This window comes from Streptomyces sp. NPDC048254 (assembly GCF_043201895.1).
In the GTDB taxonomy this organism is placed as follows: Bacteria; Actinomycetota; Actinomycetes; order Streptomycetales; family Streptomycetaceae; genus Streptomyces.
Genome location: NZ_JBICZJ010000010.1, coordinates 59,185 through 72,722 on the forward strand (window position 1 = coordinate 59,185; position 13,538 = coordinate 72,722).

Here is a 13,538-nt window from a genome sequence, read left to right on the forward strand (position 1 = left end):
GATGGGCCAATCCCCTCACCCTCCACGGGAGTGAACCCACATGGGTATGAAGGACAAGGCCGGTAAGCCGCAGGGTCAGGCCAAGCAGAAGATGCGTGAAGGCCAGGAGCAGGCCAAGCAGCACGGCCAGCAGACGACGCAGGAGCACGGCGGCCGGACGGCGCAGGAGCGTGGTCAGCAGACGACGCAGGAGCGTGGCCGGCAGACGACGCAGCAGCGTGGTCAGCAGGCGACGCAGGAGCGTGGTCAGCAGACGCGTGAGCGCGGCCGCCAGAACATGGACGACACCGAGCAGGAGATGCAGGACCGGTTCGACCAGGACTACGACGCGTAGTCGTTGTACTGGCTCGGCCGAAATAGTGTGGGGCGCCCTCCGTTCTGGAGGGCGCCCTGCGTTTTCGGGCGCCTCAGGGGGCCGTCGGCCGCGGGGGCAGCTTCGGGCGGGATCTGTCCGGGGTCTCGCTGTAGTCCGGCGGGAGTGCCGCCGGGTGGTCGGTCAGGAGGTCCAGGGCCAGTTGGATCGCGTCGTCCATCTCGACGTGACGGCCCTCCGCCCAGTCCATCGGGGTGCGCAGGACCTCTACGTCGGGGGCGACGCCGTGGTTCTCGACGGACCAGCCGTAGTCCTCGAACCAGGCCGCGTTCATCGGCACCGTGATCACCGTGCCGTCGCCCAGCCGGTGCCGCCCGGTCATGCCGACGACCCCGCCCCAGGTGCGCTGCCCGACGACCGGGCCGAGCCGCAGCAGCTTGATCGCGGCCGTGATCATGTCACCGTCGGAGGAGGTCGCCTCGTCGGTGAGTGCGACGATCGGGCCGCGCGGCGCGTTGGAGGCGTACGACACCGGCTGCGCGTCCCTCGTCAGGTCCCAGCCGAGGATGGTCCGGGTGAGTTTCTCGACGACGAGTTCGCTGATGTGGCCGCCCGCGTTGCCGCGCACGTCGACGATGAGGGCGGGCCGCGAGACCTCCATGCGCAGATCGCGGTTGAACTGGGCCCAGCCCGAGCCGCCCATGTCCGGGATGTGCAGGTAGCCGCACCTGCCGCCGCTCGACTCCCGTACCACTGCACGGCGTTTGGCCACCCAGTCCTGGTAGCGCAGCGGCCGCTCGTTGATCAGCGGGAGGACGGCGACCCGGCGCGCGGGCCCCGGCTCGCCGTCGCCCGGCACGAACGTCAGCTCCACCGTCGTACCGCCCGCTCCCGCGAGCAGCGGATACGGGCCGGTCACCGGATCCACCGGCCTGCCGTCCACGTGCGTGAGCACCGCGCCCTCCCGGATCCCCGTGCCCGCCAGCGGTGACCGCGCCTTGGAGTCGGAGGAGTCGCCCGGCAGGATCCGCTTGACCGTCCAGCCGCCGTCCCGGCGCACGAAGTCAGTGCCGAGCAGGCCCTGGAAACGCTGGTAGTGCGGCGGGCCCTCGTTGCGGCGGGCGGGGGTGACATAGGCGTGCGAGGTGCCCAGTTCGCCGAGGACCTCGCGCAGGAGGTCGGCGAACTCGTCGGGGGAGGCGACCCGTTCGACCAGCGGACGGTACTGGTCGAGGACCCCGTCCCAGTCGATGCCGCACATTCCGGGGTCCCAGAAGTAGTCGCGGATGAGCCGGCCGGCCTCGGCGTACGCCTGCCGCCACTCGGCGGGCGGGTCGACCTGGTGCAGGATGCGGCGCAGATCGATCCAGACGGTCGAGTCGGCGTCGCCGGACTCGGTCGACGGCACGGCCCGCAACTCGCCCTCGTCGACCACGACCAGGCGGCTGCCGTCGCCGCTGACCGTGAACCAGTCCAGGTGGTCCACGAGTTCGGACTTTTTCGCCTTGCTGATGTTGAAGTACTCCAGGGTCGGCCGGCCGCTGGTGTCCGCCGGGTTGACGAAGGTCTCGCCCAGCGCACCCGAGATCGGCCAGCGCAGCCAGACCAGACCGCCGCCGGCGACCGGGTACAGCGCCGAGTACTTGGAGGCGGTGACCGGGAAGGGGGTCACCCGGTTCTCCAGTCCCTCCACCTCGACCGTGACCGCGCCGCCCTCGCCGGGCTCCTCGTCCTCGACGGGGTCCAGACCGCCCGCCGCCGGTCGCCCGTCGGGGCTGAGGGCGAAGGGGGAGGGGGTCGCCGATGAGAGCGGGACCAGGTACGGGCGGCAGCCGAGCGGGAAGGACAGGTCGCCGGTGTGCACGTCGTACACCGGGTCGAAGCCGCGCCAGGACAGGAACGCGAGATAGCGGCCGTCGCGGGTGAAGACGGGGTTCTCGTCCTCGAAGCGGCCGTTGGTGACGTCGATGACGAGCCGGTCGCTGATGCGGGCCATCTTGATCTGCCGCAGGGAACGGCCGATCCCTGGATGCGACCAGGTCAACCATGACCCGTCCGGTGAGAAGGCCAGATCACGGACCGGACCATTGATCGACTGGATCAACTCGGTGACCACGGCGTCGGAGCCTTCGCCGTCAACAGAATCAATGCCGCCAGCGATACCGGCATCAACATGGTCAATACCGTCAACGGAATCAACGGAATCAACGGAACCAGCGGAATCAACGGAGTCGGCCGGACCGTCGGAATCGACAGCATCGGAAGCATTGACGGCATCAGCGGCATTGACTGCGTCGACGGTGTCGACGGAATCAACAGACACCTCGACGCCCTCGACATCCTCGGTCATGTCGATGAGCAGGAGCCGCCCGTCGTGCGCCGCCACCGCCAGCCGCTCGCCCAGCGGGTCGGACACCAGTTCAAGGACCCGGCCCAGCCTCCCGGAGGCCAGCCGGCGCGGTGGGCGGTCGCCGCTCGCCCGCGGCAGGTGGGCGATCTCGACCGCGTCCTCGCCGCCGGCGTCCGTGACGTACGCGATCTGCCCGGTCGAGCCGAGCATCTCTGGGAGCCGCACCCGTACCCCCGGCGTGTCGGCGATGGTGCGCGCCGGGCCGTCGCGGTGGGTGAGCCAGTACAGGCTGCCGCGTACGACGACGGCGCTGGCCCGTCCCGTCTCGTCGACGGAGACGCCGTCGACGTGCTGGGCGGCCGGCACCTGGTAGGGGCGGCGCCCGGCGCGCGGCCCGGACAGCCGTACGTCCAGCCTGCGCGGCGCAGAGTCCGCGCTGAGGTCGTCGACGAGCCACAGGTCGCCCGCGCACTGGTACACCACCCGGGTGCCGTCGCTGGCGGCGTGCCGGGCGTAGAAGGCGTCGTGGTCGGTGTGGCGGCGCAGGTCGGAGCCGTCGTAGGCGCAGGAGTAGAGGTTGCCGACGCCCTCGTGGTCGGAGAGGAAGGCGATCCGGCCGGCGACGAACATCGGGGAGTGCAGATGGCCGCCGATGCCGGCGAGCAGCCGCTGCCCGTGCAGCCAGAGCCGGCCCATGGCGCCGCCCCGGTAGCGTTTCCAGCCGGCCGGTTCGTGCGGCGGGGTGCCGGTGAGCAGCAGGGTCCTGCGCTCGCCCTGGATGTCGGCGACCTGGATGTCGGAGACCGGCCCCCAGGGCAGCTTGCGGCCCGGGTCGCCGTCGGGGGACACCTTGTAGGCCCAGGTGAAGTAGGAGAACGGCTGCCCCTGGGAGGCCACCGCGAGAATGTCGCCCTCCGGGGTCCAGCCGCACACCTGGGTGTCGGCGCTGCCCCAGTACGTCAGCTGCCGCCCGGGCCCGCCGTCCACGTCGGCCAGGTGGATCTCGGGCACCAGGCTGCGCCAGCTCGTGTAGGCGACCTGACGGCCGTCCGGCGAGAAGCGCGGATGGCCGATCTTGGTGCGGTCGACGGTGAGCCGCCAGGCGCGGCCGGGGGCGTCCAGCGAGGTCAGCCAGAGGTCGTCCTCGGCCACGAAGCACAACAGGTCACCGTGGAGATGCGGCAGGCGCAGATAGCTCACCTCCCCATGCTTTTCCGGGTACAGGGGCCCAGCAACTCGTGGGCACGCGCGCGTGCCGGACGCACGTGAGAGAGCACACGTACGAAACGGTTTCGTTTCTCTAGATCTCGGGGTATCTTCAATATGTACGCACCGAGGTGCCGATGGAACAGGGAAGGGTGAGTGGCATGACTGAGGTCGCAACGGCGCGTCGCAGTCGGATCACGCCCGAGCGCGAGGCCGAGCTGTACGAGGCCGTGCTCGACCTGCTCCGTGAGGTCGGCTACGACGCCCTCACCATGGACGCCGTCGCCACCCGCACCAAGTCCAGCAAGGCCACCCTCTACCGCCAGTGGGGCGGCAAGGCCGAACTGGTGGCCAAGGCGGTACGGCACACCAAGCCGGGGGGCGCGGGTCTCAGCAAGATCGACACCGGCTCGCTCCGGGGCGATCTGCACGCCCTCACCCTGCGCTCGGACGACTGCGAGATGGAGCAGAACTCCGCGCTGATGCGAGGTCTCGCCATGGCGGTCCATGGCAACCCGGACCTCCTGGAAGCGTTCAAGGAGCATCTGATCCGGCCCGAGATGGCCGACTTCAACCAGGTGCTGCAGCGTGCCATCGACCGGGGCGAGGTCCGTGCGGACAACCCGGCGATCGACTTCCTGATGCACATGATGATCGGTGGGTTCGCCGCCCGTTCCCTGATCGACGAGCAGCCGCCCAACCAGGCCTTCCTCCTGTCGTACATCGACGCCGTGGTGCTCCCCGCACTCCGCGCGCCCATCACCGGCTGACCCCTCCCCACAGCCAGCCCACCTGACGCCTCCGCTCACGTCGTCGGGCCGATCACCCCTGCCACCCACCGGGTTGATCAACCCTGCCCTGAATACCCCACGACCTGACCGGGAGTACGCCCTCGTGGCCACGTTCCTCTACAAACTGGGCCGGCTCGCCTTCAGGCGACGGCACTTCGTCGCCCTCATATGGGTGGCGCTGCTCACCCTCGCGGGTATCGGCGCGGCCAGTGCCCCCGCCGCCGGCAACACGTCCTTCTCCATCCCCGGAACCGAGGCCCAGAAGGCCTTCGACCTGCTGGACCAGCGCTTCCCGGGCACCAGCTCCGACGGCGCCACCGCGCGCGTGGTCTTCAAGGCGCCGGCCGGCGAGAAGATGACGGACAAGCTCAACAAGGCGACCGTCAAGAAGACCGTCAGGGAACTGTCCAACGGCTCCGAGGTCGACTCGGTCGCCGACCCCTACAAGGGCAAGGCCGTCAGCAAGGACGGCAGGATCGCGTACGCCTCGGTCAGGTACAAGGTCTCCGGCATGGAGCTGGAGGACTCCTCACGGGACGCCCTGAAGGCGGCCGTGCAGGACGCGCGGGACGCCGGGCTGACCGTGGAGATCGGCGGCGACGCGCTCAGCGCCACGCCCGAGACCGGCTCCAGCGAGGTCATCGGCATCGCGATCGCCGCGGTCGTCCTGGTCATCACCTTCGGCTCGCTGCTCGCGGCCGGGTTCCCGCTGCTCACCGCGATCATCGGCGTCGGCATCGGCGTCTCCACGATCACGGCCCTGGCCAGCGCCCTCGACCTGGGCTCCACCACCTCCACCCTGGCCACGATGATCGGCCTCGCGGTCGGCATCGACTACGCCCTGTTCATCGTCTCCCGCTACCGCGCGGAACTCTCCGAGGGCCGCGAACGCGAGGAAGCCGCCGGCCGCGCGGTCGGCACGGCGGGCTCGGCGGTCGTCTTCGCCGGTCTCACGGTCGTCATCGCCTTGGTCGGACTGTCCGTCGTAAACATCCCGATGCTCACCAAGATGGGTGTGGCCGCCGCGGGCACGGTCGTCGTCGCCGTCCTGATCGCCCTCACCCTCATCCCCGCGCTGCTCGGCTTCGCGGGCCGCAGGATCAAGCCCACCGGCGAGAAGAGCAAGCTGCTCGGCGGCGGCCGCGCGAAGAAGAAGCACGCCGAAAGGCCCAACATGGGCACCCGGTGGGCCAGCTTCGTCGTACGGCGCCCGGTCGCCGTCCTGCTGCTCGGTGTCGTCGGCCTCGGCGCGGCGGCGATCCCCGCGACCTCCCTGCAGCTCGGCCTCGGCGACGACGGCTCCCAGCCGACCTCGACCACCCAGCGCCGCGCCTACGACCTGCTCTCCGACGGCTTCGGCCCCGGCTTCAACGGCCCGCTCATGGTCGTCGTCGACGCCAAGGACAGCGCCCACCCGAAGTCGGCGTTCAAGAAGGTCGACAACGAGATCAAGGGCCTCAAGGACGTCGTCACGGTGACCCCGGCCGCGCCCAACAAGGCCGGCGACACCGCGACCATCACCGTCATCCCGAAGTCCAAGCCGTCCTCCACCACCACCGAGGACCTGGTCCACGCGATCCGCGACCAGGGCACCGAGATCACCGCCGACACGGACGCCAAGGTCCTGGTCACCGGCTCGACGGCGATGAACATCGACGTCTCGCAGAAGCTCAACGACGCCCTGATCCCCTACCTGGTCCTGGTCGTCGGCCTCGCCTTCCTCCTGCTGATCGTGGTCTTCCGCTCGATCCTGGTCCCGCTGAAGGCCGCGCTCGGCTTCCTGCTCAGCGTGATGGCGGCGCTCGGCGCCGTGGTCGCGGTCTTCCAGTGGGGCTGGCTGTCCCGCCTGCTCGGCGTCGAGGAGACCGGCCCGGTCATGTCGATGATGCCGATCTTCATGGTGGGCGTCGTCTTCGGCCTCGCCATGGACTACGAGGTGTTCCTCGTGACCCGGATGCGAGAGGCGTACGTCCACGGGGAGAAGCCCAGCCAGGCCGTCGTCACCGGCTTCAAGCACGGCGCACGGGTCGTCACGGCCGCCGCCATCATCATGATGGCCGTCTTCTCCGGCTTCATCGGCTCCAGCGAGTCCATGATCAAGATGATCGGCTTCGGCCTCGCGATCGCCGTCTTCTTCGACGCGTTCATCGTCCGCATGGCGATCGTCCCCGCCGTACTCGCCCTGCTCGGCAAGCGCGCCTGGTGGCTGCCGAAATGGCTGGACCGTCTGCTGCCCAACGTCGACGTCGAGGGCGAGGGCCTGCGCGCCCTGTCCGACAAGAACGCCGACGACGAGGACCGGGAGCTGGTACGCGCCTGACGCACAGCTCGTGAAAGACCGCCGGTGAGGGTCCGTGGGGACGGGGCGCCCTCACCGGCTTTCGGGCGCCCGCGCGCACCACTGCCTCGGGCGCCCGCGCGCACCACTGCCTCGGGCGCCCGCGCGCACCCAGAGCCTCGGGCGCCCGCGCGCCACCATCACAGCCGCCCGCGCGCGCCACCACCACGGCCGCCCCGGTGTTAACCCGCTCGCATCGCCCCCGGCCGCTTGGTTAGCGTGCGTCCTATGACGACGACAGCCGCCACTGACGCCGATGCCGGGGGCCCCGGAGCCCACCCTCGTTTCGCCGCCGCTCTGGAGGAGCTGGGGCTCGGGGAGCTGACCTCGCGGGTCCGGCGGTTCCCGGACGCGGCCCGTACCGCGGTGGAAGCCGCCGCGGCGATCGGGTGCGAGCTGAGCGAGATCTGCAAGTCGCTGATCTTCGCGGCCGATGGCGTCCCGGTCCTGGTACTGATGGACGGCGCCTCCCGGGTCGACCTGGAGCTCGTCCGCGAGCAGCTCGGCGCCGGCAAGGTGACCCGGGCCAGGGCGGACGTCGTACGCGAGACGACCGGGTACGCCATCGGGGGCGTACCGCCGTTCGGGCACCGTACCCGCACGCGCGTGCTCGCCGACCGGGCGCTGCTGCGGCACGACGTGGTGTGGGCCGCGGCGGGCGATCCCCACGCCGTCTTCCCGATCACGCCCGCGGCCCTGGTCGAGCACGCCGGCGCCACACTCGTGGACGTGCGTGAGCCCGCCGGGTGATCCCACCGGTCACCGCGGTCGTGCGTGAGCCCTCCGGGTGACCCCTCCGTGTCACCTCTCCGGGTGACCCCTCCGTGTCACCTCTCCGGGTGACCCCTCCGTGTCACCTCTCCGGGTGACCCCTCCGCGTCACCTTTCCGCGTGACCTCTCCGCGTGCCCCCTCCGTGTCACCTCTCCGCGTGACCCCTCCGCGTCACCTTTCCGCGTGACCTCTCCGCGTGCCCCCTCCGTGTCACCTCTCCGCGTGACCCCTCCGCGTCACCCCCACAGGTCGTCGCGGCCGCCCCGGTCGCCCCGGTCACGCACGCCGGTTGGACGGCGGGCCGGCCGCTCTCGCCTGCCAGGACGCAGCCGGCGCAGGACGCACAGCCGGCGCAGGACGCGGCCGGCGCCACGGAGCGCGGCTGCGGACCGCACCGGCCGCGCGGTCGGGTCCCTCCTCGCGGTGGCAGGCCGCGCCCCCGTCCGCTCCGGCGCCAAGCCCGCTTTCGGACCACCGGACTTGCCGTTGCCTTGACGAACCGTTCTTCGAGCGTTCAGCCGCCCGCCTGTGCCTGGGTTGTGTGTTCTCCGTAAGGTCCCTGCGAGTTGCGGAAGAAGGGACTCGTGGGACTCATGGACACACTCCACGCTGTCCGGGCCCGAGGGATCACCAAGTACTTCGGTGACATCGTCGCACTCGACGGTGTCGACCTGGATGTGACACAAGGTCAGATCCACGGCCTGGTCGGTCCGAACGGCGCCGGCAAGACGACACTGCTCGGCCTGCTGCTGGGGCTGGCCGTCGCCGACGGCGGCCGACTGGAGATCCTCGGGACGCCGGTCGAGCGGACGCTCGCCGCCCCCGACGGCGTCGCCGGCTTCGTGGACGCGCCCGGTCTCTACCCCTCGCTCACCGCCCGGCAGAACCTCGCCGCGCTGGCGGCCCTCCGCGGCCTGGACACGGGGACGGCGGGCATCGACGGCGTGCTCGGCGAGGTCGGGCTCACCGATGTCGCCGACGACAAGACCCGCGGCTTCTCCCTCGGCATGCGCCAGCGGCTCGGGCTCGCCGCCGCCCTGCTCACCCGGCCCCGGCTGCTCGTGCTCGACGAGCCGTCCAACGGCCTGGACCCGGCCGGCAAGAGACATGTGCACCGCGTCCTCACCCGGCTCGCGGCCGACGGAACCGGCGTGGTGCTCTCCAGCCACCGCATGGACGACCTGGAAGCCCTGTGCTCCGAGGTCACCATCCTCGCCACCGGACGCGTCGTCTTCTCCGGCCCGCTGAGCAAGCTGGCCGCCGAGAACCGTGAACTCGACTATCGGCTGCGCGCCTCCGACCCCGAGGCCGCGCGCCGGATCGCCGCCGACACGGCGGGCATCCGGATCGTCGACGACAGCGGCGTACGACAGGACGCCGACGTACTCGTCGTACGCGCACTGGTGCCCGCCCTGGACGAACTCGTCGCGAAGGTCGTGCGGTCGGACGTCGCGGTGCGCGAACTCGCCCCCGTCGTATCGCCGCTGGAGGCCGCGTTCCTCGCCCTCACCGAGCAGCAGGAGAACGGCCGATGACCGTGACCACCGTGGCCCAGCCCACGCCCGTCGCTCGCCGCGTGCCGGTGGCACGCGGCTACCGGTTCGAACTGGTCAAGCTGGTCTCCCAGTGGCGGATCCGGCTGCTGGTGCTCGCCTGCTGGATCGCGCCGGCGCTCTTCGTCGCCGGGGTGAGCGGGCAGAGCACGCTCCCCGCCGACACGCTCTTCGGCCGCTGGATGCACGCCACGGGCTGGGCCGGACCGCTGGTGATGCTCGGTTTCGCGGGCACCTGGGCGCTGCCGCTGCTGACCTCGGTGGTCGCCGGTGACGTGTTCGCCTCCGAGGACCGGCTCGGCACCTGGCGTCATCTGCTGGTGGCGGTCCGCTCGCCCGCGCGGATCTTCGCGGCGAAGGCACTGGCCAGCCTCACCGTCATCCTGCTGCTGGTGGCCGGGCTGGCCGTCTCCAGCGCGGTCGGCGGACTGGTGGCGGTCGGCAACCAGCCCCTGGTGGGACTGGACGGGCATCTGCTGACGCCCGGGGACGCGGCCGGCCGGGTCCTGCTCTCCTGGCTCGCGGCCCTAGTACCGACCCTCGCCCTCGCCGCGATCGGACTGCTCGGGTCGGTCGCGCTGGGCCGCTCCCCGATGGGGCTGCTGCTGCCCCCGATCGTCGCGCTCGCGATGTCGGTCGCCCAGATGCTGCCGCTGCCCGTCGCCGTGCGCCTCGCCCTGCCCACCTACGCCTTCATCTCCTGGAACGGCCTGTTCACCAGCCCGGTTCAGCTCGCCCCGCTCCTGACCGCCGTCGCGGTCAGCCTGGTGTGGGCGGTGCTCGCGACCGTACTGGCCTATGTGCTGTTCGTGCGCCGCGACTTCACCAATCCGGCCTACGACGGTTCCGGGCGCCGCGCGCTCACCCTCGGCGTGCTGCCGCTGGCCGCGCTGACCGCCGTCACGGTCGGGGCGGTCGCCGTGGCCACCCCCTCGACCGGCTCCGGGATCGAGCAGGACAAGGTCCAGCGCTCCCTCGCCACGGTGTTCGCGCATCTTTACCGCCTGCAGACGCAGGAACTCCATCGACCCGCCGTCAGCGAGGCCCAGTTGCGGGCCACGGCGGCGTGCACCAAGAGCGACGGCCAGGCCGCCCAGGAGGGCGCGGGGAACGACTGGCGTTGTGTCGTGAGCTGGCATCTGCCCGGAGTCGCGGTCACGGGGACGGCGATCTACCAGCTCGACATCACCTCGGACGGGCGGTTCGTGGCGGACGGTGACGGTCCCAAGGAAGTCAACGGTTACTTCCTGGTGCGGACCGCGACCGGTGACGCCCCGAATCCGCTGTGGCAGTTCGACGGCAACGTCGAACTGCTTGACACCCACTGAAGGGAACAGTTCCGTGCAGGTAACCCGCCAGCGTCGGATCAACGAGAACAGACAAGTCAACTTCCTCGGCCGGCGCGTCGGCCGCCGGGCGCTGCTGGTGACGGCCGGTATCACCGTCGCCCTAGGCGTCACGGGCACCGCGGTCGCCTCGACATACCAGTTCGGCACCCAGCAGGTCGGCCAGACCACCGCCAACGGCCAGGTCGTCTCCGCCGACCAGTACATCAACCCCTACGGCAGCCGCACCGTCATCAACGACGGCAAGATCATGTCGTCGACGGTCAGCCCGGACGGCACCCACCTCGCGGCCTCGGTCGCCGACGGTGACGCGCCCCTGGTGATCATGGACCTGGCGACCGGGCAGGTGAAGCAGAAGGTCGGCACCAACGCGGCGGACGGCCTGCGCATCAGCAGCGGCGCGGTCGGCCAGGAGGGCCCGACCTACTCGCCCGACGGCAAGCAGCTGTGGCTGGGCCAGGCCAACGGCTACACCAGGTTCACCGTCAACGCGGACGGCACCCTCGCGAGCCCCACGGCCGTACCGATCGCGGCCGACGGCTCCAAGCAGGCGCTGGTGGGCGCGGCCGTGTTCTCCGTGGACGGCTCCACCGTGTACTCCGCGGTCAACGGCCAGAACAAGGTGGTCGCGATAGACGCGGCGACCGGCACGATCAAGCAGACCTGGGCCGTCGGCAACGCCCCGCGCGGTCTCGCCCTGGTCGACGGCAAGCTCTACGTCAGCAACGAGGGCGGGCGTCCGGCCAAGGCCGGCGACACCACCATCAACTCCTACGGCACCGACGTGGTCGCCAACCCGAAGACCGGCGCCTCCACCACCGGCACGGTCAGCGTCATCGACACCTCCGACCCGGCCGCCGCCGTCGGCACCATCGTCGTCGGCCTGCACCCGACCGCCGTGTACGCGAACAAGGGCGCGGTGTTCGTCACCAACACCGCCGACAACAGCGTGTCGGTCATCGACACCCGCAAGGACAAGGTCGTCCAGACCATAGGCACCCAGCCGTGGCCCGAGGCGTCCGTCGGCTACGAGCCGAACGCGGTCACCCTCACCGACGACGGCCGCCTCCTGGTCACGCTCGGCCGCGCCAACGCGGTCGCCGTCTACCGCTACACCTCCCCGCAGCAGCCCGCCCGTTACGTCGGCCTGCTTCCCACGGACTACTTCCCCTCGGGGATCACCGCCCTCGGCAAGAAGGTCGTCGTCGCCAACACCCGTGGCGTCGACGCGCTGCGTCCCGACGCCGCCGGCCACAACACGCACGACACCACGTCGAGCCTCACCCAGTTCACGATGCCGAGCGACCAGGTCGTCAGGTCCGAGACGAACAAGGTGTTCAAGCAGAACGGCTGGACGTCCAACTCGGTCAAGACCGCCAAGGGCAACAGCCACAAGAAGGCCGTCCCGGTCCCGAAACGGATCGGCGACCCGTCGACGATCAAGCACGTCTTCCTGCTCGTCAAGGAGAACCGCACCTACGACCAGGTCTTCGGCGACCTCCCGCAGGGCAACGGAAACTCCGCGCTCACCCAGTTCGGCGAGAACGTGACGCCGAACCAGCACGCGCTGGCCGAGCAGTTCGGGCTGTACGACAACTTCTACGACATCGGCACCAACTCCGCCGAGGGCCACAACTGGCTCATGCAGTCCGACAACCCGGAGTACACCGAGTCGTCGGCGGGCGAGTACACGCGCAGCTACGACACCGAGAACGACGTCCTCGGCCACCAGAAGACCGGGTTCATCTGGACCGGCGCGCAGGCGGCCGGCAAGTCGGTCAAGGACTTCGGCGAGTTCCAGTCGCTGGAGACCAAGCCGGCCGGCGCGACCTGGCAGAACCTGTACTGCGACAGCAAGAACATGGCCGCGACCGGGGCGCAGACCGCCTACCCCATCAAGACGGGCTCGGCGATCCCCTCGCTCAACGACGTGTCGGTGCAGGGCTTCCCGCTGTTCGACCTCGACGTCCCGGACATCTACAAAGAGCAGATCTGGCAGCAGGACTTCGACAAGAACGGCCCGGCGAACCTGAACATGTTCTGGTTCTCCAACGACCACACCGGCGGCCCGGCCAACGCGGCCGCCGAGGTCGCCGACAACGACCTCGCGGTCGGCAAGATGGTCGACAAGATCACCCACAGCAAGTACTGGAATGACTCGGCGATCTTCGTCGTCGAGGACGACTCCCAGGCCGGCCTCGACCACGTCGACGGCCACCGCGCGCCGGTCCAGGTCATCAGCCCGTACGCCCAGCACGGCACGGTCGACGACCACTACTACTCGCAGATCACCATGGTCCGCACCGTCGAGCAGATCCTCGGCATCCACCCGATGAACCAGCTCGACAGCGCGGCCACCCCGATGTACGGGGCGTTCACGAGCAAGGCGGACGACACGCCGTTCACTGCGGTCCCGAACCGGACCTCGCTGACCCTCGGCGTGAACCCGCAGCCGACCTGCGGCTCGGACATCCCGGCGGCCCAGGACACCAAGGCGGCGGCCGCGCCGACGTCGGTCTCCGTCCCGGCGGCCGAGGCCAAGGTCGCGGCGCAGTGGAAGTCGTGGGCCTCGCACCAGCGGCTGACCGGCAAGAACGCCGTGCCGGACTACGCCAACCCCACCCAGATGAACCGTTACACCTGGTACCAGACCCACAACTGGGCCAAGCCGTACCCCGGCGACAAGAAGATCTACACGCCGGACGACGTACCCGGCGCCTACCTCCCCTCCTCGGAGAACGACGGCTGACAGCGCCGCCACGCGGTCATGTGCGGGGCCCCCGGCGGGCCCCGCACGCCCTCTCGCCGGTCCCGGGGCGGCTGCCGCGCGCAGGCCGCCGCGCCATGCGCCAAGCTTGCTGCGGAACC

8 protein-coding genes are annotated in these 13,538 nt (G+C 70.5%); 7 read left to right on the forward strand and 1 reads right to left on the reverse strand.

Features of this window, described 5'->3' with window-relative positions:
* Window positions 1-40: 40 nt before the first annotated feature.
* Window positions 41-334, forward strand: coding sequence for a hypothetical protein (locus tag ACGFZQ_RS27115; RefSeq protein ID WP_393842497.1), 294 nt, complete (start codon window positions 41-43; stop codon window positions 332-334).
* A gap of 73 nt (window positions 335-407) precedes the next feature.
* Here ACGFZQ_RS27115 and ACGFZQ_RS27120 read toward each other — a convergent pair whose 3' ends face one another.
* A complete protein-coding gene (locus tag ACGFZQ_RS27120; protein WP_393842498.1) occupies window positions 408-3,863 on the reverse strand; it encodes a S41 family peptidase in 3,456 nt (1,151 codons plus the stop codon).
* A 167-nt stretch (window positions 3,864-4,030) separates the two neighbouring features.
* Here ACGFZQ_RS27120 and ACGFZQ_RS27125 point away from each other — a divergent pair, with 167 nt between their 5' ends.
* From ACGFZQ_RS27125 to ACGFZQ_RS27150, 6 genes are all read left to right on the forward strand, one after another.
* Window positions 4,031-4,639, forward strand: a complete 609-nt coding sequence (locus ACGFZQ_RS27125) for a TetR/AcrR family transcriptional regulator (protein ID WP_393842499.1) — start codon at window positions 4,031-4,033, stop codon at window positions 4,637-4,639.
* Window positions 4,640-4,763: 124 nt separating this feature from the next.
* Window positions 4,764-6,980, forward strand: a complete 2,217-nt coding sequence (locus ACGFZQ_RS27130) for an MMPL family transporter (RefSeq protein WP_393842500.1) — start codon at window positions 4,764-4,766, stop codon at window positions 6,978-6,980.
* Between the two features lie 246 nt (window positions 6,981-7,226).
* Window positions 7,227-7,748, forward strand: coding sequence for a YbaK/EbsC family protein (locus ACGFZQ_RS27135; protein WP_393842501.1), 522 nt, complete (start codon window positions 7,227-7,229; stop codon window positions 7,746-7,748).
* 616 nt (window positions 7,749-8,364) lie between these two features.
* Window positions 8,365-9,306, forward strand: coding sequence for an ABC transporter ATP-binding protein (locus ACGFZQ_RS27140; RefSeq protein WP_393842502.1), 942 nt, complete (start codon window positions 8,365-8,367; stop codon window positions 9,304-9,306).
* Window positions 9,303-10,652, forward strand: a complete 1,350-nt coding sequence (locus tag ACGFZQ_RS27145; protein ID WP_393842503.1) for an ABC transporter permease — start codon at window positions 9,303-9,305, stop codon at window positions 10,650-10,652. The genes ACGFZQ_RS27140 and ACGFZQ_RS27145 overlap by 4 nt, the downstream gene beginning before the upstream one ends.
* 13 nt (window positions 10,653-10,665) lie before the next feature.
* Window positions 10,666-13,419 (forward strand): alkaline phosphatase family protein, encoded by a 2,754-nt coding sequence (locus tag ACGFZQ_RS27150; protein WP_393842504.1) that lies wholly within the window; start codon window positions 10,666-10,668, stop codon window positions 13,417-13,419.
* The last annotated feature ends 119 nt before the right edge of the window (window positions 13,420-13,538 follow it).

What these genes read in the sequence shown, in the direction of transcription:
- ACGFZQ_RS27145 (WP_393842503.1), top strand. Translation starts at nt 9,303, where the DNA reads ATGACCGTGACCACCGTGGCCCAGCCCACGCCCGTCGCTCGCCGCGTG.
- ACGFZQ_RS27115 (WP_393842497.1), top strand. Translation starts at nt 41, where the DNA reads ATGGGTATGAAGGACAAGGCCGGTAAGCCGCAGGGTCAGGCCAAGCAG.
- ACGFZQ_RS27125 (WP_393842499.1), top strand. Translation starts at nt 4,031, where the DNA reads ATGACTGAGGTCGCAACGGCGCGTCGCAGTCGGATCACGCCCGAGCGC.
- ACGFZQ_RS27140 (WP_393842502.1), top strand. Translation starts at nt 8,365, where the DNA reads ATGGACACACTCCACGCTGTCCGGGCCCGAGGGATCACCAAGTACTTC.
- ACGFZQ_RS27135 (WP_393842501.1), top strand. Translation starts at nt 7,227, where the DNA reads ATGACGACGACAGCCGCCACTGACGCCGATGCCGGGGGCCCCGGAGCC.